The 24157-nt window shown below is 38.2% G+C and carries 27 protein-coding genes and 2 pseudogenes; 28 read left to right on the top strand and 1 reads right to left on the bottom strand.

Features of this window, described 5'->3' with window-relative positions; genetic code table 11:
- The first annotated feature begins 1 nt into the window (after position 1).
- The 28 genes and pseudogenes from rplN (at position 2) to yidC (ending at position 23012) form a co-directional block, all read left to right on the top strand.
- Entirely contained in the window at positions 2 to 370 is a 369-nt protein-coding gene (gene rplN / locus GUU89_RS01695) for a 50S ribosomal protein L14 (RefSeq protein ID WP_007803649.1), read from the top strand.
- A 12-nt stretch (positions 371 to 382) separates the two neighbouring features.
- On the top strand, positions 383 to 697 hold the full coding sequence (gene rplX / locus GUU89_RS01690) for a 50S ribosomal protein L24 (RefSeq protein ID WP_162126308.1): 315 nt from the start codon (positions 383 to 385) through the stop codon (positions 695 to 697).
- A gap of 2 nt (positions 698 to 699) precedes the next feature.
- A complete protein-coding gene (gene rplE / locus GUU89_RS01685) occupies positions 700 to 1251 on the top strand; it encodes a 50S ribosomal protein L5 (RefSeq protein ID WP_162126307.1) in 552 nt (183 codons plus the stop codon).
- A gap of 3 nt (positions 1252 to 1254) precedes the next feature.
- Entirely contained in the window at positions 1255 to 1524 is a 270-nt protein-coding gene (gene rpsN, locus GUU89_RS01680; protein WP_162126306.1) for a 30S ribosomal protein S14, read from the top strand.
- Positions 1525 to 1665: 141 nt separating this feature from the next.
- Positions 1666 to 2064: a 30S ribosomal protein S8 gene (rpsH, locus tag GUU89_RS01675; protein ID WP_162126305.1), complete on the top strand. Its 399-nt coding sequence runs from the start codon at positions 1666 to 1668 to the stop codon at positions 2062 to 2064.
- 16 nt (positions 2065 to 2080) lie between these two features.
- The gene (gene rplF, locus GUU89_RS01670; RefSeq protein ID WP_162126304.1) at positions 2081 to 2623 is read left to right on the top strand and encodes a 50S ribosomal protein L6; all 543 of its coding nucleotides are present in this window, start codon (positions 2081 to 2083) and stop codon (positions 2621 to 2623) included.
- Between the two features lie 11 nt (positions 2624 to 2634).
- A complete protein-coding gene (rplR, locus tag GUU89_RS01665; RefSeq protein ID WP_162126303.1) occupies positions 2635 to 2988 on the top strand; it encodes a 50S ribosomal protein L18 in 354 nt (117 codons plus the stop codon).
- 6 nt (positions 2989 to 2994) lie between these two features.
- Positions 2995 to 3519 carry a 30S ribosomal protein S5 gene (rpsE, locus tag GUU89_RS01660; RefSeq protein WP_133533887.1) on the top strand — a complete coding sequence of 175 codons (525 nt, stop codon included), beginning with the start codon at positions 2995 to 2997 and terminating at the stop codon, positions 3517 to 3519.
- Between the two features lie 12 nt (positions 3520 to 3531).
- Positions 3532 to 3714 carry a 50S ribosomal protein L30 gene (rpmD, locus tag GUU89_RS01655; RefSeq protein ID WP_121312865.1) on the top strand — a complete coding sequence of 61 codons (183 nt, stop codon included), beginning with the start codon at positions 3532 to 3534 and terminating at the stop codon, positions 3712 to 3714.
- Positions 3715 to 3726: 12 nt separating this feature from the next.
- Positions 3727 to 4179, top strand: a complete 453-nt coding sequence (gene rplO / locus GUU89_RS01650; RefSeq protein WP_162126302.1) for a 50S ribosomal protein L15 — start codon at positions 3727 to 3729, stop codon at positions 4177 to 4179.
- Positions 4180 to 4190: 11 nt separating this feature from the next.
- Positions 4191 to 5534: a preprotein translocase subunit SecY gene (gene secY / locus GUU89_RS01645; protein WP_162126301.1), complete on the top strand. Its 1344-nt coding sequence runs from the start codon at positions 4191 to 4193 to the stop codon at positions 5532 to 5534.
- Positions 5535 to 5539: 5 nt separating this feature from the next.
- A complete protein-coding gene (gene infA / locus GUU89_RS01640; RefSeq protein WP_026714631.1) occupies positions 5540 to 5755 on the top strand; it encodes a translation initiation factor IF-1 in 216 nt (71 codons plus the stop codon).
- An 11-nt stretch (positions 5756 to 5766) separates the two neighbouring features.
- Positions 5767 to 5883, top strand: coding sequence for a type B 50S ribosomal protein L36 (gene ykgO, locus GUU89_RS01635; protein ID WP_002987490.1), 117 nt, complete (start codon positions 5767 to 5769; stop codon positions 5881 to 5883).
- A gap of 2 nt (positions 5884 to 5885) precedes the next feature.
- Positions 5886 to 6260 (top strand): 30S ribosomal protein S13, encoded by a 375-nt coding sequence (rpsM, locus tag GUU89_RS01630; protein WP_133533890.1) that lies wholly within the window; start codon positions 5886 to 5888, stop codon positions 6258 to 6260.
- Between the two features lie 8 nt (positions 6261 to 6268).
- Complete coding sequence (gene rpsK, locus GUU89_RS01625; protein WP_131476278.1) at positions 6269 to 6652, top strand: 30S ribosomal protein S11; 384 nt, start codon at positions 6269 to 6271, stop codon at positions 6650 to 6652.
- An 82-nt stretch (positions 6653 to 6734) separates the two neighbouring features.
- Positions 6735 to 7340 carry a 30S ribosomal protein S4 gene (gene rpsD, locus GUU89_RS01620; RefSeq protein WP_162126300.1) on the top strand — a complete coding sequence of 202 codons (606 nt, stop codon included), beginning with the start codon at positions 6735 to 6737 and terminating at the stop codon, positions 7338 to 7340.
- Between the two features lie 21 nt (positions 7341 to 7361).
- Entirely contained in the window at positions 7362 to 8354 is a 993-nt protein-coding gene (locus tag GUU89_RS01615; protein WP_121312871.1) for a DNA-directed RNA polymerase subunit alpha, read from the top strand.
- Between the two features lie 63 nt (positions 8355 to 8417).
- Positions 8418 to 8876, top strand: a pseudogene (rplQ, locus tag GUU89_RS14900) (50S ribosomal protein L17); the annotation flags it as partial.
- A gap of 445 nt (positions 8877 to 9321) precedes the next feature.
- Entirely contained in the window at positions 9322 to 10443 is a 1122-nt protein-coding gene (gene carA / locus GUU89_RS01605) for a glutamine-hydrolyzing carbamoyl-phosphate synthase small subunit (protein WP_162126298.1), read from the top strand.
- 125 nt (positions 10444 to 10568) lie between these two features.
- Complete coding sequence (gene eno / locus GUU89_RS01600) at positions 10569 to 11855, top strand: phosphopyruvate hydratase (RefSeq protein WP_162126297.1); 1287 nt, start codon at positions 10569 to 10571, stop codon at positions 11853 to 11855.
- A gap of 481 nt (positions 11856 to 12336) precedes the next feature.
- Positions 12337 to 14835: a T9SS type A sorting domain-containing protein gene (locus GUU89_RS01595; protein WP_162126296.1), complete on the top strand. Its 2499-nt coding sequence runs from the start codon at positions 12337 to 12339 to the stop codon at positions 14833 to 14835.
- Between the two features lie 156 nt (positions 14836 to 14991).
- Positions 14992 to 16520 (top strand): annotated as a pseudogene (gene guaA / locus GUU89_RS01590) (glutamine-hydrolyzing GMP synthase).
- A 96-nt stretch (positions 16521 to 16616) separates the two neighbouring features.
- Positions 16617 to 16811, top strand: a complete 195-nt coding sequence (locus GUU89_RS14895; RefSeq protein ID WP_235921931.1) for a hypothetical protein — start codon at positions 16617 to 16619, stop codon at positions 16809 to 16811.
- Positions 16812 to 16822: 11 nt separating this feature from the next.
- A complete protein-coding gene (locus GUU89_RS01585; protein WP_235921929.1) occupies positions 16823 to 18655 on the top strand; it encodes an amino acid ABC transporter substrate-binding protein in 1833 nt (610 codons plus the stop codon).
- On the top strand, positions 18655 to 19059 hold the full coding sequence (locus GUU89_RS01580; RefSeq protein WP_162128602.1) for an OsmC family protein: 405 nt from the start codon (positions 18655 to 18657) through the stop codon (positions 19057 to 19059). Before GUU89_RS01585 ends, GUU89_RS01580 begins: the two co-directional genes overlap by 1 nt.
- A gap of 2 nt (positions 19060 to 19061) precedes the next feature.
- Positions 19062 to 19295: a DUF3820 family protein gene (locus GUU89_RS01575; protein ID WP_162126295.1), complete on the top strand. Its 234-nt coding sequence runs from the start codon at positions 19062 to 19064 to the stop codon at positions 19293 to 19295.
- Between the two features lie 158 nt (positions 19296 to 19453).
- Positions 19454 to 21070 (top strand): CTP synthase, encoded by a 1617-nt coding sequence (locus tag GUU89_RS01570; protein WP_162126294.1) that lies wholly within the window; start codon positions 19454 to 19456, stop codon positions 21068 to 21070.
- Between the two features lie 43 nt (positions 21071 to 21113).
- The gene (gene yidC / locus GUU89_RS01565; RefSeq protein ID WP_162126293.1) at positions 21114 to 23012 is read left to right on the top strand and encodes a membrane protein insertase YidC; all 1899 of its coding nucleotides are present in this window, start codon (positions 21114 to 21116) and stop codon (positions 23010 to 23012) included.
- Between the two features lie 384 nt (positions 23013 to 23396).
- Here the strand turns inward: yidC and GUU89_RS01560 are convergent, their stop codons facing one another.
- Entirely contained in the window at positions 23397 to 23963 is a 567-nt protein-coding gene (locus GUU89_RS01560) for a fasciclin domain-containing protein (RefSeq protein WP_162126292.1), read from the bottom strand.
- Positions 23964 to 24157: the final 194 nt, after the last annotated feature.

Here is a 24157-nt window from a genome sequence, read left to right as displayed (position 1 = left end):
TATGGTACAACAGGAATCAAGATTAAAAGTAGCAGATAACACAGGAGCAAAAGAAGTTTTGACTATCCGTGTTTTAGGAGGAACGAAACGTCGTTATGCCTCTGTTGGAGATAAAATTGTAGTGTCTATTAAAGATGCAACACCAAACGGAAACGTGAAAAAAGGTGCTGTTTCTACTGCAGTTGTTGTACGTACCAAAAAAGAAGTGAGAAGAGCCGATGGTTCTTATATCCGTTTCGATGACAATGCTTGTGTTCTTTTGAACGCTGCAGGGGAAATGAGAGGAACTCGTGTTTTTGGTCCGGTTGCGAGAGAACTTCGTGAAAAACAATTCATGAAAATTGTATCATTAGCACCAGAAGTGCTTTAATTCGTTAGTAAGATGATAAAGCTAAAAATAAAATCAGGAGATGTTGTAAAAGTTATCGCCGGTGACCACAAAGGTTCGGAAGGTAAAGTTTTACGCGTTGACCGTGAAAAGAACAAAGCAATCGTTGAAGGAGTAAACATGGTTTCGAAACATACAAAACCAAGTGCTAAAAACCCTCAAGGAGGAATTGTAAAGAAAGAAGCTCCTATGCATATTTCTAACTTGTCTTTAATTGATCCAAAGTCAAAAAAAGCGACTAAGGTTGGAATTAAAGTAGAAGGAGATAAGAAAGTGAGATTTTCAAAAAAATCTAATCAAGTATTATAGTTATGGCCTATACACCTAGACTTAAGCAAGAATATAAGGACAGAGTAATTGCTGCCCTTAAAGAAGAATTCGGTTATAAAAACGTAATGCAAGTTCCTAAATTGGAAAAAATCGTTTTAAGCCGCGGAGTTGGAGCAGCAGTATCTGATAAAAAACTAATCGACTATGCAGTAGATGAGTTAACTAAGATTACTGGACAAAAAGCAGTATCTACTATCTCTAAGAAAGACGTTGCGTCATTCAAATTGAGAAAAGGTATGCCAATTGGAGCCAAAGTAACTCTTAGAGGAGAGAGAATGTATGAGTTTTTAGACAGACTTATTACTTCTTCTTTACCACGTGTAAGAGATTTTAATGGTATCAAAGCTACTGGTTTTGACGGAAGAGGTAATTACAACCTTGGTGTTACTGAGCAAATCATTTTCCCTGAAATTGATATTGATAAAGTAAACAAAATTTCAGGATTGGATATTACTTTCGTAACAACGGCAAACACAGATAAAGAAGCACAGTCATTATTGGCTGAATTAGGTTTACCTTTTAAAAAGAATTAAGATATGGCTAAAGAATCAATGAAAGCCCGTGAGGTTAAGAGAGAAAAAACGGTAGCTAAGTACGCTGAGAAAAGAAAAGCTTTATTAGAAGCTGGAGATTACGAAGGGTTACAAAAATTACCAAAAAATGCTTCACCTGTTCGTATGCACAATCGTTGCAAATTGACAGGAAGACCAAGAGGGTATATGCGTCAATTCGGCATTTCACGTGTAACTTTCCGTGAGATGGCTAACCAAGGATTAATCCCGGGAGTAAAAAAAGCCAGCTGGTAATAGTTGGAATTTCAGCAGATAATTGTACATTTGCCGGATTTTTGCCGGGAACGTACAATTCTCTGCTGTTAAATTAGAGTTTAATGGCTTCAGGTTCAAAGAGATAGTCTTTTTGAAAACCGTTGCCACAATTTAATAAATATGTATACAGATCCAATTGCAGATTATCTTACGAGAGTTAGAAATGCAGTGATGGCTAACCACAAAGTGGTTGAAATCCCGGCTTCGAACTTGAAAAAAGAAATCACAAAGATTTTATTCGATCAAGGATATATCTTAAGTTACAAATTTGATGACAGTTCTGTTCAAGGAACTATCAAAATCGCTTTGAAGTATGATAAAGATACTAAAGAGTCAGTTATCAAAGATATCCAAAGAATTAGTAAACCAGGTTTACGTAAATATGCAGGTGCATCAAAATTACCTAGAATCCTTAACGGATTAGGAATTGCTATTGTTTCCACTTCAAAAGGTTTAATGACCGGAAAACAAGCTAAGCAATTAAATGTTGGTGGAGAAGTAATTTGCTACGTATACTAATAAAAACAGTTAAACAATGTCAAGAATAGGTAAAAATCCAATTTCAATTCCTGCTGGTGTTACTGTAGAAGTTAGTGAAACAGTAATTACAGTTAAAGGAAAATTAGGTCAACTTACACAAGATTACGCAGACGTAACAGTGAAAGTTGAAGAAGGTCAAGTAGTAGTTGAAAGACCATCTGATAGTAAAGATCATAGAGCAAAACACGGATTATACAGATCGTTAATCAATAATATGGTTACGGGTGTATCTGAAGGTTTTACCAAAGAATTAGAGTTGGTAGGGGTAGGTTACAGAGCTTCTAACCAAGGACAAAAATTAGACTTAGCCTTAGGGTTTTCTCACAACATCGTTTTAGAAGTTGCTCCTGAAGTAAAATTGGAAACAATTTCTGAAAAAGGGAAAAACCCAATCGTGAAGTTAACATCTTTCGACAAACAATTAATCGGACAAATCGCTGCCAAAATCAGAGGTTTCCGTAAGCCTGAGCCTTACAAAGGAAAAGGAGTTAAGTTTGTTGGTGAAGTATTAAGAAGAAAAGCAGGTAAATCAGCGTAAAAATTAGCATTATGTCATTAACAAAAACTGAAAGAAGACAAAGAATTAAATTCAGAATCAGAAAGATTGTTAGCGGTACTGCTGCTAAACCAAGACTATCTGTATTCAGAAGTAATAAAGAAATCTATGCACAACTAATTGATGATGTGAATGGAGTTACTTTATTGGCTGCTTCATCAAAAGATAAAGGAGTAAACATAAAAGGTACAAACGTAGAAATTGCAACTGAAGTTGGAAAACTTGCTGCAGAAAAAGCGTTAAAAGCCGGAATTACAGAAGTAACTTTCGATAGAGGAGGTTATTTATATCACGGTCGTATTAAATCATTAGCGGAAGGCGCAAGAGCGGCTGGACTTAAATTCTAAGAAATTATGTATAACGGATACAAAAATGTAGAGTTAGTAAAACCTAGTGGTCTTGAGTTAAAAGATCGTTTGGTAAGTGTAAATCGTGTTACCAAAGTAACAAAAGGAGGTAGAGCTTTTGGCTTTTCTGCTATTGTTGTTGTAGGTGATGAAAACGGTGTTGTTGGACATGGTTTAGGAAAATCTAAAGACGTTTCTGAAGCTATTGCTAAAGCAGTAGAAGATGCAAAGAAAAACTTAGTTAGAATTCCTTTAAGTGGTCAATCTGTACCTCACGAACAAAAAGGAAAATTTGGTGGAGCAGCAGTATTTTTAATGCCTGCATCTCACGGTACCGGAGTAATCGCTGGTGGAGCTGTTCGTTCAGTTCTTGAGTCAGTGGGTATTCACGATGTATTATCAAAATCACAAGGTTCATCAAATCCTCACAACGTGGTAAAAGCAACTTTTGATGCTTTATTACAAATGAGAAGTGCCGTTACTGTTGCAAAACAAAGAGGTATTTCTTTAGAGAAAGTTTTTAAAGGTTAATTCAAGGAAATTATGGCTAAATTATTAGTAAAACAAGTTAGAAGCAAAATCAATTGTCCTCTTACACAAAAGAGAGGATTAGAGGCTTTAGGTCTTCGTAAAATGGGACAGGTTGTGGAGCATGATTCAAATCCAGCTATCCTTGGAATGATAAATAAAGTTAAACACTTAGTTTCCGTAGAGGAAGTTAAATAACAAATCATAGTTATGAATTTAAGTAACTTACAACCTGCTGAAGGTTCTACACACAATCAAAACAAAAGATTAGGTAGAGGAGAAGGTTCTGGTAAAGGTGGTACTTCTGCAAGAGGTCACAAAGGAGCAAAGTCTCGTTCTGGTTATTCTAAAAAGATTGGTTTTGAAGGAGGGCAAATGCCACTTCAAAGACGTGTGCCTAAGTTTGGTTTCAAAAACATTAATCGTGTTGAGTATCAAGGAGTAAATCTTGACGCCCTTCAATTATTAGTAGATAACGGAATTGTTACCGATACTGTAGATTTTTCAGTATTAGTTGAAAACCGTTTGGCTACTAAAAATGAAGTAGTTAAAATCCTTGGTAGAGGCGAATTGAAAGCAAAATTAAAAGTAACTGCTCACAAATTTACTGCAACTGCAAAAGCGGCTATTGAAGCGGCTGGTGGAGAAGCTGTAACCCTATAATTGCTATAACAATGAAGAAATTTTTTGAATCATTAAGTAATGTTTGGAAAATAGAGGAACTAAAAAATAGAATCCTTGTAACCCTTGGACTATTATTAGTTTACAGATTTGGAGCGCATGTAACGCTACCAGGTATTGATGCTACGCAATTGCATAGCTTAGCAGGTCAAACAGAAAAAGGTATCGGTTCGATCCTTGATATGTTTACCGGTGGAGCTTTCTCTAAAGCGTCAGTATTTGCACTAGGTATCATGCCTTACATTTCTGCTTCAATTGTTGTTCAGTTAATGGGTATCGCTATTCCTTACTTGCAAAAATTGCAAAAAGACGGTGAAAGTGGAAGAAAAAAACTAAATCAAATTACCCGATGGTTAACTATTGCCATCACACTAGTTCAAGGTCCTGGTTATATCTATAACCTTTACAGAACATTGCCGGGTAATGCTTTCCTTTTAGGATTTGATTCGTTTGCTTTCTTATTCTCATCCGTTTTAATTCTTACTACAGGTACTATTTTCGCTATGTGGTTAGGAGAAAAAATTACAGATAAAGGAATAGGGAATGGTATTTCACTATTAATTATGGTGGGTATCTTAGCCAGACTACCACAAGCATTGTTTCAAGAATTTACTTCAAGAATTACCAACAATCAGGGAGGGCCAATGGTGTTGGTTTTCGAAATTATTGGATGGTTATTAGTAATTATTGGTTGTGTATTGTTAGTAATGGCAGTAAGAAAGATTCCGGTACAGTACGCTCGTCGCACAACAACCGGTGATTTCGAACAAGATATGCTTGGCGGAAACAGACAATGGATTCCATTGAAATTGAATTCTGCTGGTGTTATGCCAATCATCTTTGCTCAGGCAATTATGTTTATCCCGGCAGCAGTAGCAGGACTTTCAAAATCAGAAACATCACAGTCTATTGCCGGTACTTTTAGTAATATGTTTGGTTTTTGGTACAACTTTGTATTTGCAGCGTTAATTTTAATATTCACGTTCTTTTATACAGCTATTACCGTTCCAACCAATAAAATGGCCGATGATTTAAAAAGAAGTGGTGGTTTCATACCGGGAATTAAACCAGGAATTGAAACAGCTGATTTCTTAGATAAAATCATGTCTCTTATAACATTCCCAGGTTCATTGTTTCTGGCGTTAATTGCTGTGTTCCCAGCGATTGTTGTTAGTCTTAATGTACAACAATCTTGGGCTATGTTCTATGGTGGTACTTCATTAATCATTATGGTTGGTGTAGCTATCGATACTATTCAACAAATAAATTCTTATTTATTGAATAAACACTATGACGGATTGATGAAAAGTGGTAAAAATAGAAAAGCAGTAGCTTAGTTTTTATGGCAAAACAATCAGCAATAGAACAAGACGGATCAATCATCGAAGCATTATCGAATGCTATGTTCCGAGTAGAATTAGAAAATGGACACGTTGTAATTGCTCATATCTCTGGAAAAATGCGTATGCATTACATCAAATTGTTACCTGGTGACAAAGTGAAACTGGAAATGAGTCCTTACGATTTGTCAAAAGCAAGAATTACATATAGATACTAAAGCTAGTAAAAATGAAAGTAAGAGCATCAGTTAAAAAAAGAAGTGCCGAGTGTATTATTGTACGCAGAAAAGGCAGATTATACGTAATCAACAAAAAGAATCCTAGATTTAAACAAAGACAAGGATAGTTATGGCAAGAATAGCAGGGGTAGACATCCCAAAAAACAAAAGAGGAGTTATCGCTTTAACCTACATCTTCGGAATTGGTAAAAGTAGAGCAATTGAGATTTTAGAAAAAGCTCAAGTAAGCCAAGATAAAAAAGTTCAAGACTGGAATGATGACGAAATCGGAGGAATCCGTGACGCCGTATCTTATTTCAAAATTGAAGGTGAGCTTCGTTCAGAAGTTTCATTGCACATCAAACGTTTAATGGATATTGGATGTTATAGAGGTATCCGTCACAGATCTGGTCTTCCGTTAAGAGGACAAAGAACTAAGAACAACTCTAGAACAAGAAAAGGTAAAAGAAAAACTGTTGCTAACAAGAAAAAAGCAACTAAATAATAAGTAATATGGCTAAAGCGACCACAAAAAAACGTAAAGTTATCGTTGAATCAACGGGAGAAGCGCATATTAATGCAACTTTTAACAATATCATCATCTCTTTAACTAATAAAAAAGGTGAAGTTATTTCTTGGTCTTCAGCTGGTAAAATGGGCTTCAGAGGTTCTAAAAAGAACACTCCGTACGCAGCTCAAATGGCAGCAGAAGATTGCGGAAAAGTAGCATTAGAAGCTGGACTTAAAAAAGTAAAAGTGTATGTGAAAGGACCAGGTAACGGACGTGAGTCTGCTATCAGATCAATTCACAACTCAGGAATTGAAGTAACCGAAATCATCGACGTTACTCCAATGCCACACAACGGATGTCGTCCTCCTAAAAGACGAAGAGTATAATTATAGTATAACACAAGATTGGCTAACAGATTATCGAAGGATGTGACCTGAATTCATAATCTCAATCTTAAAACAATTTAAAATGGCAAGATATACTGGTCCACAAACTAAAATTGCTCGTAAATTCGGCGAAGCAATCTTCGGAGAAGACAAATCCTTCGAAAAAAGAAATTATCCTCCTGGACAACACGGGATGGCTAAAAAAAGAGGTAAAAAATCTGAGTACGCTGTTCAGCTAATGGAGAAGCAAAAAGCTAAATATTCTTATGGAATTTTAGAAAAACAATTCAGAAACCTTTTTGAAAAAGCAGCAGCTTCTAAAGGTGTAACGGGTGAAATCCTTTTACAATTATGTGAAGCAAGATTAGATAACGTAGTGTTCAGAATGGGAATTGCGCCTTCAAGAAGAGCAGCAAGACAAATCGTTTCTCACCGTCACATCACTGTGAACGGAGAATTGGTTAACATTCCTTCTTACCACTTAAAACCAGGCGACAAAGTTGCGGTTCGTGAAAAATCTAAATCTGTTGAAGCTATCGAGCGTTCATTAGCCAATTCTTCACACGTATACGAGTGGATTACTTGGAATAATGATACCAAAGAAGGAACTTTCGTTTCTGTTCCGCAAAGACTTCAAATTCCGGAAAACATTAAAGAACAATTAATCGTAGAGTTGTACAACAAATAATAATTGACATTAGTCTAAATTATGGCAATATTTAATTTTCAGAAGCCCGATAAAGTTATCATGATCGATTCAACCGATTTTGAAGGTAAGTTTGAATTCAGACCTTTAGAACCGGGATACGGATTGACTGTTGGTAATGCACTTAGAAGAGTTTTACTTTCTGCGTTAGAAGGTTATGCCATCACTTCGGTTCGTATCGAAGGTGTAGAGCATGAGTTTTCTACCATTTCAGGAGTTGTTGAGGATGTTACTGAAATTATCTTAAATCTAAAACAAGTACGTTTCAAACGTCAGATCGAAGATGTAGATAATGAAACAGTTTCTATCTCTATCTCAGGAAAAGACCAAATTACTGCGGGCGATTTTCAAAAATTCATCTCTGGTTTTCAAGTATTGAACCCGGAGTTGGTAATTTGTAACCTTGACAGTAAAGTAAACCTGAACATGGAATTAACCATCGAGAAAGGTCGTGGTTATGTTCCTGCAGAGGAAAACAAAAAACAAAACGCAGCCATCGGTACTATTTTTACAGACTCTATTTTTACTCCGGTAAAAAATGTAAAATATGCCATTGAAAACTTCCGTGTGGAGCAAAAAACAGATTACGAAAAATTAGTTTTTGAAATCAAAACTGATGGTTCAATTAATCCAAAAGATGCTTTAACAGAAGCTGCTAAAGTTCTAATTCACCACTTTATGTTATTCTCTGATGAGAGAATTACTTTGGAAGCTGATGAAATTGCTCAAACTGAGTCTTACGACGAAGAATCATTACACATGAGACAATTGCTTAAAACTAAGCTTGTCGATATGGATTTATCAGTAAGAGCTTTGAATTGCTTAAAAGCAGCAGAAGTTGACACCCTTGGAGATTTAGTATCTTTCAACAAAAATGACTTAATGAAGTTCCGTAACTTCGGTAAAAAATCGCTAACTGAGTTAGACGAATTGGTTGCCAACAAGAATCTTACTTTCGGAATGGACCTAGGTAAATACAAATTAGATAAAGAATAAATTACTTCATATTTTGCTCTCCAAAGCGGATTGTAGCAAGATGAAGGTTAAAAAAAGTACGTCATGAGACACGGAAAAAAAGTAAATCATTTAAGCAGACAGACAGGACATAGAAAATCTATGTTGGCTAATATGGCATGTTCTCTTATCGAGCACAAACGTATCATCACCACTGTTGCTAAAGCTAAAGCGCTTAAACAATTCGTTGAGCCATTAGTAACAAAATCTAAAGAAGATACAACTCACAATCGTCGTATCTGTTTCGCTTACTTGCGTAACAAATATGCTGTAACAGAATTGTTCAGAGAAGTAGCCGCTAAAGTTGGTGACCGTCCGGGTGGATACACTCGTATCATCAAAATGGGTAATCGTCTTGGAGATAACGCTGATATGGCAATGATCGAATTGGTAGACTTCAACGAACTTTACAACGGAGGTAAAAAAGAGGAGAAAAAAGGAAGAACACGTCGTGCTAAGAAAACGACTGCTCCAGTGGCCGCTCCAGCTGCTCCAAAAGTAGAAGAAGTTAAAGAAGAAGTAGCTCCAATCGTAGAAGAAGTTGTTGAAACTCCTGCTGCAGAGGTTGAAACTCCAGTAGTTGTTGAGGAAACTCCGGTAGCAGAAGTTGAAGAAACTCCTGCTGCAGAAGAAGCTCCTGAGGCACCTGCTACTGATGAAGAATCAAAAGAAGAAGAGGCATAATGATTGCCAACTCAAATACTAAAAGGATAAGCATTTATGTTTATCCTTTTTTTTATGCTTTTTAGGAGCGAATGGCTTGGGCTTTGTCAGTAATCCATTTTCCCGCTGTCCGCGCTACACGGTAGCCACTCCCATCGGGGCTAAAAAGGAATCAATAGGAATGTTTATAAACTTTCATAAATCCATTTAGAATTTAAACAGAAAACTTTAATTTTGCCACACAACAAGTACGGACAACTCTCGAGTTGTCCATAACACAACTACAATGAAATACACAACACGACCACAAGCCATCTTACTACTGGCAGACGGCACCATCTTCTACGGAAAATCAATCGGAATTTCAGGCAAAACCTTCGGCGAAGTTTGCTTCAACACCGGTATGACCGGCTATCAGGAAATTTTCACCGACCCGTCTTATTTCGGCCAAATCATGGTAGCCACCAACCCGCACATCGGGAACTACGGTGTAAACGCCAACGAAGTCGAATCCGATAAAATCATGATCTCAGGATTGGTCTGCAAAAATTTCAGCTTCAACCATTCACGCCCCGATTCCGAAAGCAACCTCTACGACTATTTCGAAAAACAAAACCTAATCTGCATCTCCGATGTAGATACTCGTGCGTTGGTAAGTTACATCCGCGACAACGGTGCTCAAAACGCTGTGATTTGTACAGACGAAACGCCGATAGAGGAACTGAAACAACAATTGGCCAACGTACCCGATATGAAAGGCTTAGAATTGGCCTCAACAGTTTCGGCTACAGAGCCCTACTTTTTCGGAGAGGAAAAGGCCACTTATAAAATTGCAGCACTCGACTTAGGCATCAAAAGAAACATCTTAAGAAACCTAGACAAAAGAGATTGCTACATCAAAGTATTTCCATACAACACCAGTTTCGAAGAACTTAAAGCATTTAACCCTGATGGTTATTTTTTATCCAACGGCCCTGGTGACCCTGAACCTTTAGAAGGTGTGATTGCTGTGGCTCAACAAATGATTGCTTCCGATAAACCGGTTTTCGGTATTTGTTTAGGACATCAGATTATCGGATTGGCCAACGGAGTGTCTACTTACAAGATGTTTAACGGTCACAGAGGAATAAATCATCCGGTAATGAACATCCTAACAGGAAAAGGCGAAATCACCTCACAAAACCACGGATTTGCTGTCAACAGAGAAGAACTGGAAAAGCATCCCGATTTAGAAATCACACACTACCACATCAACGACAATACGGTAGCCGGTATGCGTATGAAATCAAAATCGTGTTTCTCGGTACAATACCACCCCGAAGCTAGTCCGGGGCCACATGATTCGTCTTATTTGTTTGATGAGTTTGTGACCAATATTAAGAATGCCAAAAGTTTACAAACGGTTTAATCCACTAAAACGATTGCGTTAATAACATTAAAGGCTTTCGGGTAAGAATTAAAATGAGATAGAATATATTTGTAATTCAAAATTCAGAATTCAACATTTAAAATTCAAAATTTAAAATAAAAATAATGAGTATTATCATCAAAGTACACGCAAGACAAATCCTTGACTCTCGAGGAAATCCAACCATAGAAGTAGATGTAGTAACCGAAAACGGCGTATTAGGTCGTGCCGCTGTACCCAGTGGTGCTTCAACCGGCGAACACGAAGCGGTTGAATTGCGTGATGGCGGAAAAGCCTACATGGGCAAAGGCGTTTCGAAAGCGGTTAAGAATGTAAATCAAACTATAGCTCCCGAATTAATGGGCGTGTCAGTATTTGAACAAAATCACATCGACCAATTAATGATTGAATTAGACGCTACGCCTAACAAATCCAATTTGGGTGCTAACGCTATTTTAGGCGTTTCTTTGGCGGTGGCTAAAGCAGCAGCTAACGAATTAGGGTTGCCATTATACCGATACGTAGGTGGGGTTTCTGCCAATACCTTACCGGTACCTATGATGAACATCATCAACGGAGGGTCACACTCTGATGCTCCAATCGCATTCCAAGAGTTTATGATTATGCCGGTAAAAGCCAAAAACTTTACCCACGCTATGCAAATGGGAACAGAGATTTTCCACAACCTGAAAAAAGTATTGCACGACAGAAACCTTTCAACAGCCGTTGGTGATGAAGGTGGTTTTGCTCCAAACTTAGCAGGAGGTACTGAAGATGCTTTAGATACTATCAAAAAAGCAGTAGAAAATGCGGGCTACAAATTCGGTGACGAAGTAATGATTGCTTTAGATTGTGCCGCTTCTGAGTTTTATGTAGACGGAAAATACGATTACACTAAATTTGAAGGCGCTACCGGAAAAGTAAGAACTTCCAAAGAACAAGCTGAATATTTAGCGTCATTAGCAGCCAATTACCCAATCATATCTATCGAAGACGGTATGTACGAAGACGACTGGGAAGGCTGGGCATACTTGACCGAATTAATCGGAAACAAAACCCAATTAGTAGGCGACGATTTATTTGTAACCAACGTAGAAAGATTGTCTACCGGTATCGAAAAAGGAATCGCTAATTCCATCTTGGTAAAAGTAAACCAAATCGGAACCTTAACCGAGACTATCGCTGCCGTAAACATGGCACACAATGCCGGCTACACTTCAGTAATGTCGCACCGTTCAGGTGAAACCGAAGACAACACCATTGCTGACTTAGCCGTAGCTTTAAATTGTGGTCAAATCAAAACCGGTTCGGCTTCGCGTTCAGACCGTATGGCAAAATACAATCAGTTGTTGCGTATAGAGGAGGAATTGGGAGACACGGCTTACTTTCCCGGATTGAATGCTTTTAAATAGGAAACGGTACGCTTCTTACAAGATATAACTACCCGAAGGATACAGCATCCTTCGGGTTTTTTTATGGAGTGATGGGGTGTGGGCGAGGGTTTATAAGGGAAGTGTAAAGGGAGTATAAGGTGGGTATAAGGGGAATATAAGCTTTGTATAACCTTTATGTAAACTCTATATAAAGGGGTTAGTGTTTGAGGGTTTGTAGGAAGAGCTGGAGTCCTTGATTTTAGAGGGATTGACGGAATGGTGTTTTTGAGGTGGTTTGTAGGAGGGGATTGATGTGGTGCTATTTTTTGTAAGAATCGTGTTGGTGTTTATGCTTTTAGGGTCTTTGAGTGCCAATAGGAGTGGATTTTGAACAAGCGATAGCGATGTTGGAAACGTTTAAAACTACTTTCAGAAAATTATTCAGTATTTTTTTATAACTTAGATGCCATTCTATTGGTAAACACTTATTTTTCACTTTATTAAAGTAACTTATGAAAAAATGTACTTATTGTTATTGTTAGTATTTGGTATGGCCGGAGCACAAGTAGTGACTATACCGGATGCCAATTTTAAAGCGAAATTATTATCGGCCAGTCCGACTAATCCGATCGCTATGAATTTGGCCGGCAACTATATTGCCATTGATGCGAACAATGACGGGCAGATTCAGGTGAGTGAGGCGTTACAGATAAAGGAGTTGTTTGTGGATAATGCCAATATTGCGGATGTTACCGGGATTGCTTCGTTTGCTAATTTGGAGTTTTTTAAGTGTAGTTTGAATCATTTGAGCTTTTTGAATGTCAGTCAGAATACCCAGCTTAAAAAACTATTATGTACCGGTTGTTTTTTGGGTACTTTGGATGTTTCACAAAATTTGTTGTTGGAGCGGTTGGAGTGTGAAGCTAATTATTTGATGGCATTGAATGTAGCGAATAATCCCAATCTGGTAACTTTAAATTGTGCCAATAATTACATAGCGGCACTGGATGTTACTCACAATGTAAACCTTTTTACCTTAAACTGTGTTCATAATGGTATTACTTCGCTGGATGTGACACACAATACGCATATTGCCAGTTTGGCTTGTTTTCAAAACGCCTTGACCTCTTTGGATGTTACCCATCTTCCGAATTTAGGTCATTTGCAATGTTCGTACAATCAATTGACCGCTTTGGATGTTTCTCATAATCCTTATTTGAGTTATTTGGATTGTGGTGATAATGCGATTACGACTCTCGATGTTAGCGCTAATATATGGTTGGGTAAATTATTATGTGGGCCTAATCCTATTGGGTGGTTGGATGTATCCCATAATACCCAGCTTACGGTATTGGCTTGTAATAACTGTTCATTGACTACGATTGATTTGTCGCAAAACCCTTTGTTGCAGCAATTGTATATTCAGCACAACCAAATCAGTACCCTTGATTTGAACCAGTATCCCTATCTTGCGAATTTGGATTGCAGTTGGAATGCGCTGGGTACTTTATATATAAAGAACGGGATAGATGAAGTGTTGAATATCTCGGGCAATCCGGATTTGAATTACATCTGTGCTGATGAGCTCCAGATAGCCAGTATTCAGGCGGCGGCCAACCCTACTACGGTGGTGAGTTCGTATTGTTCTTTTACACCGGGTGGGAATTACAACAGTCTTTTTGGGGAGGTTGTTTTTGATTATAACAATAATGGTTGTGATGCTGCAGACCCTTTGTTTCCGAATTGTATTCGTATTGATTTGACGGGGCCTAACGACAGTAGTGGGGTATATCCCAACACGGATGGTAGTTACCGCTTATTTGCCAGTACGGGTGCTTATACGGTAACGACTCAATTGGAGAATCCGAGTTGGTTCACGGTAACTCCGCCTTCTACCAATGTTACTTTTCCCTTTCTGAACAGCAATGCTCAGATACAGAATTTTTGTATTGCTGCCAATGGGGTTCATCCGGATTTGGAAGTTGTCGTATCACCGGCTATGAACAAGCCAGCGCGTCCGGGGTTTGATGCTTACTATTTGGTAACCTATAAAAACAAGGGGAATCAAATACTTTCGGGTGATGTATCGTTGGGGTATGATGATGGGTTGTTGGATTATGTGCCAGCTACTCCGGCACCGGATATCCAAAGCAGCGGGTTGTTGCAATGGAATTTTGCCAACTTGTTTCCTTTTGAGAGCAGAAGTTTTATCGTGATTTTTAATGTTAATTCGCCCACGGATACTCCGCCGGCTATTATTGGAGACGTATTGCAGTTTCATGCGGAAGTGCATCCATTGGTTGGTGATGCTACTCCGGCGGATAATGTTTTTGATTTCAGACAAGTCATAGAAGGGTCGTATGATCCTAACGGCAAGATTTGTTTGGAGGGAGATCAGGTATCGGTGACGAAAACAGGGGATTATTTGCATTATGACATTCATTTTGAAAACACCGGTACGGCGCCGGCTACGTTTGTGGTGGTAAAGGATGTCATTGACACTACCCGTTTTGATATTCAATCGTTGCAGGTGTTGTATAATTCCCATCCGATGGTTACTCGTATTGAAGGTAATACGGTTACGTTTTTGTTTGACTACATCAATTTGGGTACAGCGGATTCCGTTAATGACGGCAGTGTTATTTTTAAAATTAAAACCAAGAGTACGTTGACGGCGGGGGATGCCGTTATGAATACTGCTTCGATTTATTTTGATTATAATTTTCCGATAGTTACCAACACGGCGACAACGACGTTTCAGGTGCTGGGGGTACCGGAGCAGTCGCTTGCTGCGGGGGTGACTTTATCTCCGAACCCGGCCACGCATAGTGTCCTTGTGAGCAGTAAGCAGTTGTTGCGTTCGCTGCAGTTATTTGATGTAAACGGGCGGCAGTTGTTGACGCAACTCAGCAATGGGCTGCAGGATACTTTGGCCTTATCGGGGTATGCTAACGGGATTTATTTCCTGAAAGTGACGACGGCGAATGGCGTCATGACTGAAAAGATAATTAAAGAGTAATTACTTTTTTTGAATAGAAATGACACCCGACAGCGGCTATGCGTTGTCGGGTGTTTTTGTTTGGTTGGGGTGTTGTTGGGGTTGGTGTTATTTTATTTTATTTTTATATTCGGGGATTGGGTTTTTATTTTTCAAAGGAGAATAGTACTTTTGCACATGCAACACAACGTACTTATTTTAGATTTCGGCTCGCAATACACACAACTAATTGCACGCCGCGTAAGGGAATTGAATATCTTCTGCGAAATCTTCCCTTTTAATCATTTTCCCAATGATTTATCACCCTACAAAGCGGTTATCCTTTCCGGTAGCCCTTATTCCGTAAGAGCCGAAGATGCTCCTCATCCTGATTTATCCCAAATTCGTGGCAAACTCCCTTTGCTCGCCGTTTGTTATGGTGCCCAATATTTAGCCCACTTCAATGGTGGCGAAGTAGCCCCAAGCAACATCCGCGAATACGGTAGAGCCAACTTGTCGTTCATCAAAGACGACGAAAATTTTATGGATGAAGTAGCCCTGAATTCTCAAGTTTGGATGAGCCACAGCGATACCATCAAACAACTGCCTACCAATGGCGTGTTGATTGCCAGTACCAAAGACGTAGCCAATGCCGCTTATCGCATACAAGGCGAAACCACTTATGCCATTCAGTTTCACCCCGAAGTATATCACTCTACTGACGGCAAACAAATCCTCGAAAACTTCTTAGTCAAGATTGCCCAAGTGCCGCAAAACTTCACACCCAACGCTTTTGTTGATGATTGCGTAAAAGAACTAAAGGAAAAAGTAAAAGAGGATAGAGTAGTGCTAGGTCTATCAGGCGGAGTAGATTCAACAGTAGCTGCTGTTTTACTGCACAAAGCCATTGGTAAAAACCTCTATTGCATCTTTGTCAATAACGGTCTGCTGCGCAAAAATGAATTCGAAAATGTACTGCACCAATACAAAGACATGGGCTTAAACGTAAAAGGAGTAGATGCTTCAGAACGTTTTCTATCAGCTCTTGACGGTATCGAAGACCCGGAAGCTAAGCGGAAAGCTATTGGCCGTGTCTTCATCGAAGTCTTTGATGACGAAGCACACCATATTGAGAATGTAAAATGGCTGGCTCAAGGCACCATTTATCCGGATGTAATCGAATCCGTTTCAGTCAAAGGCCCTCAGCCACCATCAAGTCACACCACAACGTAGGAGGCTTACCCGATTATATGAAACTCCAAATCGTTGAACCTTTGCGTATGCTTTTCAAAGATGAAGTGCGTCGCGTAGGCAAAACATTAGGTATTGATGACGAACTTTTAGGCAGACATCCTTTCCCCGGACCCGGTTTGTCCATAAGAATATTAGGCGCCATCACACCGGAGAAGGTCAGAATCCTTCAAGAAGTTGACGCCGTTTTTATCAACGGTTTAAAAGAACACGGCTTATACGATAAAGTTTGGCAAGCCGGAGCCATTTTACTTCCGGTAAATAGTGTCGGAGTAATGGGCGATGAACGAACTTATGAAAAAGTAGTAGCCCTTCGTGCCGTTGAGTCAACCGACGGAATGACAGCGGATTGGGTGCATTTGCCCTATGATTTTTTAATGAAAATCTCTAACGAAATCATCAATAAAGTTAAAGGAGTAAACCGCGTTGTTTATGACATCAGTTCAAAACCACCGGCCACGATAGAGTGGGAGTAATACTCACTTTCTCGACAAACGGTTAAAAAAAATCGGTTATTTGCTTTGAAATAAAAAAGATTTGTTAATTTTAGCCATAAATAAAATAATTAGTACATGAAAAACCGCATTCTTTTTTCAATACTTCTAACCGTATTTTCATTTGTTTTGACCGTTTCGGCCAAGCAAGAAAAATACATCAAGCACACGGTTAGTAAAGGAGAAACTGTTAACATCATTGCACAGAAATACAAGGTAACCCTTTTGATATTTACAAACTCAATCCTGATTCTCAAAACGGTATTCAGTTAAATAGCGTATTGTTGATTCCGCCTACTAGTGTTATAGCAACTACAGCATCGGTAACACAACCCAAAGGGAATCCGCCAACAACGCACTTGGTTCAACCTAAAGAAACCTTATACAGCATCTCAAAACAATACAATGTTACTATTGATGAGATAAAAGCTGCCAATGGTGATTTGTTGAATAATGGTTTGAAAATAGGTCAAAATATCAAAATACCGGCGTCTACCGGTATAGCAACTGCAGTAGTTTCAGCACCGGTTGTAACCAAAGAACCTGTTAAGGAAACACCAAAACCGGTTGTAAAAGAAGAACCAAAAGCAAGTCCGAAAGGCGAAACGACTATTCATATCATTGAACCAAAAGAAACTAAATACGGGATTTCTAAACGATACGGAATGACCATAGAGGAGTTAGAGCAACTAAATCCGCAAATTTTGACCAGCTTCCCAATCGGAATGAAACTAGTGGTTTCGGGTACCACACCCTTACCGGCGGCTCATGCAGAAACGCCAACGGTTTCGGGTATCAAGCAAAAAGAAGTTACGCCAACCTCAAGTGGTAAAAAATATTTACAGGAATATGTGGTAAAACCTAACGAAACTATTTCAAGCATCGCTACCGATTATGGTATGTCAGAAAGCGAATTGTTAGAACTCAACCCCGAATTAAAAAGAGGTGTAAAAACCGGTATGATTCTGAGAGTTCCCATTATTTCCAAAAAAGAAGTCCCCGTCCCGGCTAAAGAACAAGGACAAGGAAATTTGATGAAAAAGATCAACACTAATGCGAGGAAACAACTCGCATTACTTTTTCCATTTAATATCAGCAAGATTGAAAGTGACACGGTTAACACCACTCAGGCGCGTTTGAAAAAAGACAAGTTCCTGAATCTTACTTTAGATTTTTATTCAGGGGCTTTGATGGCCATTGATTCTGCCAAGGTATTAGGATTGAATATTGATATTAAAATATTGGATTCGCAGGAAACCAAAAGCAGTTCCAATGTAGCAGCCTTAATCGAACAAAATAACTTAACTACTATGGACGCTATAGTGGGACCGTTCTATCAATCTAATGCGGAAAAGCTGGCTGATTTGCTGACGGTTTCTAAAACACCGGTTATTTCGCCACTATCAAAAGAGGTAGGGAGAAAGTTTCCCAACTTATATCAATCAATGCCGTCCAATGATATGTTGCGTAGCTCTATTTTCAATTACATGCGAGCCAAAGGTGGAAACATCATAGCGGTTGTCGACCCTAAAAAAGGAAGCATAAAGCAATACATTCAGGAAATGCAAAAAGGAGTTCGAATCGTTGGTTTAAGCGAAAAGGGAGGCTTTGTTGCGGATAGTTTAAAGGCTTTATTTCAAAAAGACAAACTGAACTACGTAGTCATAGCTTCTGAAAGCACCGGAATGATTTTGGCCACAACAACGGCTATGCTCAATGCGCAAAAAGACTATCAGGTACAATTGGTAATTATGGAGCCGAATGAAACTCTAGATTTTGAAGAAGTAACATTAACCCGATTGACAAAACTGAAACTATTGTATCCCTCTCTTTCCCGTCCAAACGAAACAGTAGAAGCCAACCAGTTTGATGCCAAATATAAAAAGCTGAATAAGATTTTGCCAAACCAATACGCCATCAGAGGGTTCGATGTGACGTTTGATACGTTGCTGCGTTTGTCTCAGGATAAGCCTTTTGAAGAAACGGTATTAAGCAATCCTTCGGAGCAAATTGAAAACAAATTTGACTATGTGTTAAATGCCACAGCCGGTTATTCTAACAAAGGAATTTATATCTTGTATTACGACACCGATTTAACGATTAAAGAAGCATTATGATGGCAACATCCAAAGTTACCTATTTAGGCGATTTACGAACGTCTTCCATTCATTTACAATCCGGCAGCGAAATCATTTCAGATGCTCCGCTGGATAATAACGGAAAAGGGGAAGCCTTTTCACCAACGGATACCGTTGCCAATGGTCTTGCCAGTTGCATGTTTACCGTTATGGGAATAAAAGCACGCGAAATGGAAGTGGATTTGTCCGGTTCTACTGCGGAGGTAACCAAAGTAATGGCGACAGAACCCAGACGTATAGCTGAAATCCACGTTACCTTCCATATGTTGGCAAATGTTAATGACAAGACCAAGATTATTTTGGAACGCACGGGTATGACCTGTCCGGTGCATTACAGTTTGCATCCCGATATCAAAAGGGTAATTGTTTTCAATTGGAAATAAACTTGAACTCCCAACAGCAACTCCTCATCAAACTCGCTCATACTAAAATGCCCTTCGGTAAATACGAAGGCTATTATCTTATTGATTTACCCGAATATTATGTGGTGTGGTACAGCAATAAAGGGTTTCCCAAAGGCCAACTCGGTGAGCAATTGCAACTCGTTTACGAACTCAAATTAAATGGGTTGGAACAGTTGGTACGTAACATTAAAAAGCAATACCCGAAACCAATTTGATTTGAAAATTAAACAATTTGAAGATTTGAAGAGGGTGTCTAACTAAGCCTAACTTATCATTTTCAAATTTTCAAATTTACTCATCTTCAAATTGACTTTAATATTGTATTTTTGCCTCGTTTTTTACAACAACCATACACAACACAACTACAACTACAATGAATCAAACACAAACAAAATACATTTTTGTTACCGGCGGTGTGACCTCTTCTTTGGGAAAAGGCATTATCGCTGCATCTTTGGCCAAATTGCTACAAGGCAGAGGCTACAGAACGACTATTCAGAAATTTGATCCTTACATCAATGTCGATCCCGGAACACTAAATCCTTATGAACACGGCGAGTGTTTCGTAACAGATGACGGTGCCGAAACAGATTTGGATTTAGGACATTACGAGCGATTCTTGAACGTTCCAACTTCGCAAGCCAATAACGTAACTACCGGAAGAGTATATCTTTCCGTTATTGAAAAAGAAAGAAGAGGGGAGTTTCTTGGGAAAACCGTTCAGGTGGTGCCACACATTACTAATGAAATTAAAGAACGCATGCAGTTGCTCGGGAAATCGGGCAATTTTGACATCGTAATAACAGAAATCGGAGGAACGGTAGGTGATATCGAATCGTTGCCTTATATCGAATCGGTGCGTCAATTGGTTTGGGAATTAGGAGAAGAGAATAGCATCGTCATTCATTTAACTTTAATTCCGTTTTTGGCTGCTGCCGGAGAATTAAAAACAAAACCAACGCAACACTCCGTAAAAACCTTGATGGAAAGCGGAATCAAAGCGGATATTTTAGTTTGCCGAACGGAACATGAACTGTCAGACGAATTGCGTCAAAAATTAGCCTTGTTCTGCAACGTAAAACGCGAAGCGGTTATTCAGTCTATTGATGCTTCTACAATATATGAAGTACCCAATTTAATGTTGGAAGAAGGTTTAGATATCGTTGCGTTAAAGAAATTAAATTTACCCAAAAAAGCGGCACCCGATTTAAAAACTTGGAATACTTTTTTACATCGATTAAAACATCCGAAACAAACGGTCAATGTTGGTTTAGTTGGAAAATATGTAGAATTGCAAGATTCGTATAAATCAATTTTAGAAGCTTTTATACATGCCGGTGCAGCCAATCAAACGAAAGTAAATGTTGTCAGCATTCACTCTGAATATATTGATGAGGCTACAGCTGCAGAACAATTACAAGGATTGGATGGAATACTGGTAGCACCAGGATTTGGCGGTCGAGGGATAGAAGGTAAAATAGAAACCGTTCGCTATGCTCGTGAAAACAATATTCCTTTTTTCGGAATTTGTTTGGGAATGCAAATGGCGGTCATCGAGTATTCAAGAACAGTGTTAGGCTTGAAAGAAGCCAATTCAACCGAGATGAACGAAGAAACCAAGAACCCGGTGATTTCCTTAATGGAAGATCAAAAAACAATCACGGATAAAGGAGGAACGATGCGTTTAGGGGCTTGGAAATGCGATATCAAGGAAGGTACTTTAGCGCACCAAATTTATGGAAAAACCCAAATTGAGGAGCGTCACCGTCACCGTTATGAATACAATAATGACTATAAAAAACAATTAGAAAGTGCCGGTTTAAAAGCATCGGGCATAAATCCGGATACCGGTTTGGTAGAAATTGTAGAGTTGGAAAATCATCCTTTTTTCATCGGCGTTCAATACCATCCGGAATATAAGAGTACAGTTGCTAATCCGCATCCTATTTTTGTTAGCTTTGTGGCCGCAATGGTAAAACATAAAAAATAGAGTGATGGCCCTCGAGTTGTCACTTATGACAAATAAGTAAATAATGGAAAAAAAGAAATTTGATTTTAATTCGATAATCGGTTTTGGTTTAATCTTCGTTGTCATCATGTGGATGATGTATAACAACAGACAAACCGAGTTAAAAGAGCAACAGGAAAAAGCTAAAACAGAGAAAGAGGCCAAGGCCAAATCGGTGTCAACACCAACACAGGAAATGGCTAAAACCATCACCGATACTACCGTTGCTGATTCGGTTAAAATACAAAAACTACAAGGCTCTTTAGGAAGTTTCGCTTACTCGGCAACTTTACCTTCAGCCAAAGACGATTTTACGACTTTAGAAAACGACCTTATCAAGCTTAAAATAGCCAACAAAGGAGGGTACATCGTAGAAGCGACTTTGAAAAATTTTGAACGATTCAACAAAGATTCAGGTAAATTGGTTGAATTGATAAAAGACAACAATGCCAGTTTTAATCTTCAGTTGCAAACCAAAGACAACCGCGTTTTAAATACAAAAGATTTATTTTTTGAACCTACTTTAACCAAGTCAGGTGCAAATCAGATTTTGTCGATGAAACTAAAATCAGGAGCTAACGAGTATTTAGAATACAAATATGTATTGGCACCAAAACAATATTTAGTTGATTTTGATATTCATTCACAAGGGATGAATTCGGTTTTGAATACCACTAAGCCAATCGATTTGCAATGGGACATGAAAACCTACCGCAACGAAAAAAGTATTACATATGAAAACCGTTATGCCGACATTCGTTATGAATATGAAGAAGGAAAAGACAACTATGTAGGGCAGGGGAAAGATAAAGAAGAAACTCCGGAGAAAGTTACTTTTGTAGCATTCAAACAACATTTCTTCTCTACCATTTTGGCCACTAAAACACCCTTTGCTACTTCAAAATTGCATTCTAACAATTTAGTAAACGACGAAAAAATTGACACCACTTATACCAAACAATTTAGAGCTAATCTTCCTTTAATAGCTACGAATGGAGAGTTAGATTATAAAATGAATTGGTACTTCGGGCCAACAGATTACAAAACGTTGAAAGAATGCGATAGAGGATTTGACAAAATCATACCGCTGGGCTGGGGTATTTTTGGTTGGATAAATAAGTTTATTTTCATTCCGCTATTTGGATTTTTGAGTTCGTTTATGGGCTTAGGAATTGCCATTATTATCTTCACTATTTTAATCAAAGTGGCCATGTCGCCAATAACGTTCAAATCATTTTTGTCGCAAGCAAAGATGAAGGTATTGCGTCCGGAGATTATGGAGATTGGAGAAAAATTCAAAAAAGATCCAATGAAGAAGCAACAGGAAACCATGAAGTTATACAACAAAGCCGGAGTTAATCCAATGGCAGGTTGTATCCCGGCACTGATTCAAATACCGTTCATGTATGCCTCATTCCAGTTCTTCCCGTCGGCATTTGAGTTGAGACAAAAAAGTTTCCTTTGGGCGAATGACTTATCTTCATTTGACCAAATTGCAAAGTTACCATTCCACATTCCGTTATACGGAGATCATATCAGTTTGTTCCCAATCTTGGCGGCTATTGCTATCTTCTTCTATATGAAAATGACATCGGGCGATCAAGCCATGGCGCAACCACCACAAGACGGTATGCCGGATATGGGGAAAATCATGAAAATTATGATTTATGTTTCGCCGGTAATGATGTTAATATTCTTCAATAGTTATGGTTCGGGATTGAGTTTGTATAACTTTATTTCCAACTTAATCACCATCGGAATTATGATTGTCATTAAAAAGTATTTCATCGATAGCGACAAGATTCACGCTCAGATTCAGGAGAATAAAACCAAGCCAAAAGCCGAAGGTAAATTCCAAAAAAAGATGCGCGAAATGATGGAACAAGCCGAAGCGCAGAAACAATTACAGAATAAAAAGAAATAAGACTCAAAGCTTAAATAAAAAACTCCGCTTAAATAATATATTTAAGCGGAGTTTTTTATTGTTGTCATATGATTATATCGAGTACTGAAATATGAGTAAATCTATTCTTAGCCATAGATTTTGCTTTGCAGAATCAGGAGCTAAACTTCCGAATAACTAAGCTTTTGTAATATTAGTTTAGTAGCTCATCTAAAACCGTTTTTCAATATCCATTAAAGAATAGATTGTCAAATGAGGAACAACGTCAGGAGTTTTACAAGTGTTAAAAATATATTCCATAAACTATTGTTGATTGAGCAAAGTAGCAATAGTAGATAACTTCAGAATTTTAGTCATAAAAAAGGCTACCTGATTAGGTAGCCTTTTTTTGTGTTTATTTTATTGTTAGTCTGCTGGTGGAGCAGGTAATAAAACATTGTCAATTAAGTGAATCGTACCGTTTGAACATTTGATGTCTCTTGCGATGATATTTGAATCATTTCCGGTAAGGTCATTTTGGTCTGTAATTGAAATGTTATCAGTGTTTGTAGTAGTGTCAACATCAATGTTAACAGTTATAGTTTCTCCCAATAAAGTTGTTGCAGTAGCCCCATCAGTTAAATCTGTTGATAAAACTCTTGAATTTGGAAGAACATGGTATTTTAAAATGTTAGCTAATAATCCTGGTTTGTCAGCTTCCATATCTTCAAAAGAGCCATATCCCATACTGCTTAACATGTTTGCAAAAGCATCATTGTTAGGTACAAAAACGGTATTGTTTCCTTCGTTTTCAAAAGTTGCTGTTAAACCTGTTAAGTCTAAAGCTTCAACAAAACTGCTTAATTCTGGAGTTACTGTAGCTATTTCAGCGATAGAAACTGATTTTACTGTTTTTTCATCCTCTGGTTTAGCACACGAAAAAGCTAGAAAAGCTATTGCTACAAGGGTAATTTTTTTCATTAAATTTTTCATCTATAGTAAGGTTTAATTTTTTCCAAATATAAAAATATTCATTTAAATTAACAACTAAATCTTTAAAGTATATAAGTATTTCATAAGAATTGTAAAATTTAATGCGCTAAAAAGAAAGACGAGATTGATTTTACAGAGATAAAAAATGAAATGGTTTTTATTTTTAGAGCTATTTTTGCATACTAAAATTGACA

It is taken from the genome of Flavobacterium phycosphaerae (assembly GCF_010119235.1).
GTDB classification, from domain to species: domain Bacteria; phylum Bacteroidota; class Bacteroidia; order Flavobacteriales; family Flavobacteriaceae; genus Flavobacterium; species Flavobacterium phycosphaerae.
This window is presented reverse-complemented; position numbering and strand designations above follow the sequence as displayed.

Coding starts and splice junctions, on each gene's coding strand:
- rplN (WP_007803649.1), top strand. CDS start 2: ATGGTACAACAGGAATCAAGATTAAAAGTAGCAGATAACACAGGAGCA.
- rplX (WP_162126308.1), top strand. CDS start 383: ATGATAAAGCTAAAAATAAAATCAGGAGATGTTGTAAAAGTTATCGCC.
- rplE (WP_162126307.1), top strand. CDS start 700: ATGGCCTATACACCTAGACTTAAGCAAGAATATAAGGACAGAGTAATT.
- rpsN (WP_162126306.1), top strand. CDS start 1,255: ATGGCTAAAGAATCAATGAAAGCCCGTGAGGTTAAGAGAGAAAAAACG.
- rpsH (WP_162126305.1), top strand. CDS start 1,666: ATGTATACAGATCCAATTGCAGATTATCTTACGAGAGTTAGAAATGCA.
- rplF (WP_162126304.1), top strand. CDS start 2,081: ATGTCAAGAATAGGTAAAAATCCAATTTCAATTCCTGCTGGTGTTACT.
- rplR (WP_162126303.1), top strand. CDS start 2,635: ATGTCATTAACAAAAACTGAAAGAAGACAAAGAATTAAATTCAGAATC.
- rpsE (WP_133533887.1), top strand. CDS start 2,995: ATGTATAACGGATACAAAAATGTAGAGTTAGTAAAACCTAGTGGTCTT.
- rpmD (WP_121312865.1), top strand. CDS start 3,532: ATGGCTAAATTATTAGTAAAACAAGTTAGAAGCAAAATCAATTGTCCT.
- rplO (WP_162126302.1), top strand. CDS start 3,727: ATGAATTTAAGTAACTTACAACCTGCTGAAGGTTCTACACACAATCAA.
- secY (WP_162126301.1), top strand. CDS start 4,191: ATGAAGAAATTTTTTGAATCATTAAGTAATGTTTGGAAAATAGAGGAA.
- infA (WP_026714631.1), top strand. CDS start 5,540: ATGGCAAAACAATCAGCAATAGAACAAGACGGATCAATCATCGAAGCA.
- ykgO (WP_002987490.1), top strand. CDS start 5,767: ATGAAAGTAAGAGCATCAGTTAAAAAAAGAAGTGCCGAGTGTATTATT.
- rpsM (WP_133533890.1), top strand. CDS start 5,886: ATGGCAAGAATAGCAGGGGTAGACATCCCAAAAAACAAAAGAGGAGTT.
- rpsK (WP_131476278.1), top strand. CDS start 6,269: ATGGCTAAAGCGACCACAAAAAAACGTAAAGTTATCGTTGAATCAACG.
- rpsD (WP_162126300.1), top strand. CDS start 6,735: ATGGCAAGATATACTGGTCCACAAACTAAAATTGCTCGTAAATTCGGC.
- GUU89_RS01615 (WP_121312871.1), top strand. CDS start 7,362: ATGGCAATATTTAATTTTCAGAAGCCCGATAAAGTTATCATGATCGAT.
- carA (WP_162126298.1), top strand. CDS start 9,322: ATGAAATACACAACACGACCACAAGCCATCTTACTACTGGCAGACGGC.
- eno (WP_162126297.1), top strand. CDS start 10,569: ATGAGTATTATCATCAAAGTACACGCAAGACAAATCCTTGACTCTCGA.
- GUU89_RS01595 (WP_162126296.1), top strand. CDS start 12,337: ATGTACTTATTGTTATTGTTAGTATTTGGTATGGCCGGAGCACAAGTA.
- GUU89_RS14895 (WP_235921931.1), top strand. CDS start 16,617: ATGAAAAACCGCATTCTTTTTTCAATACTTCTAACCGTATTTTCATTT.
- GUU89_RS01580 (WP_162128602.1), top strand. CDS start 18,655: ATGGCAACATCCAAAGTTACCTATTTAGGCGATTTACGAACGTCTTCC.
- GUU89_RS01570 (WP_162126294.1), top strand. CDS start 19,454: ATGAATCAAACACAAACAAAATACATTTTTGTTACCGGCGGTGTGACC.
- yidC (WP_162126293.1), top strand. CDS start 21,114: ATGGAAAAAAAGAAATTTGATTTTAATTCGATAATCGGTTTTGGTTTA.
- GUU89_RS01560 (WP_162126292.1), bottom strand. CDS start 23,963: ATGAAAAATTTAATGAAAAAAATTACCCTTGTAGCAATAGCTTTTCTA.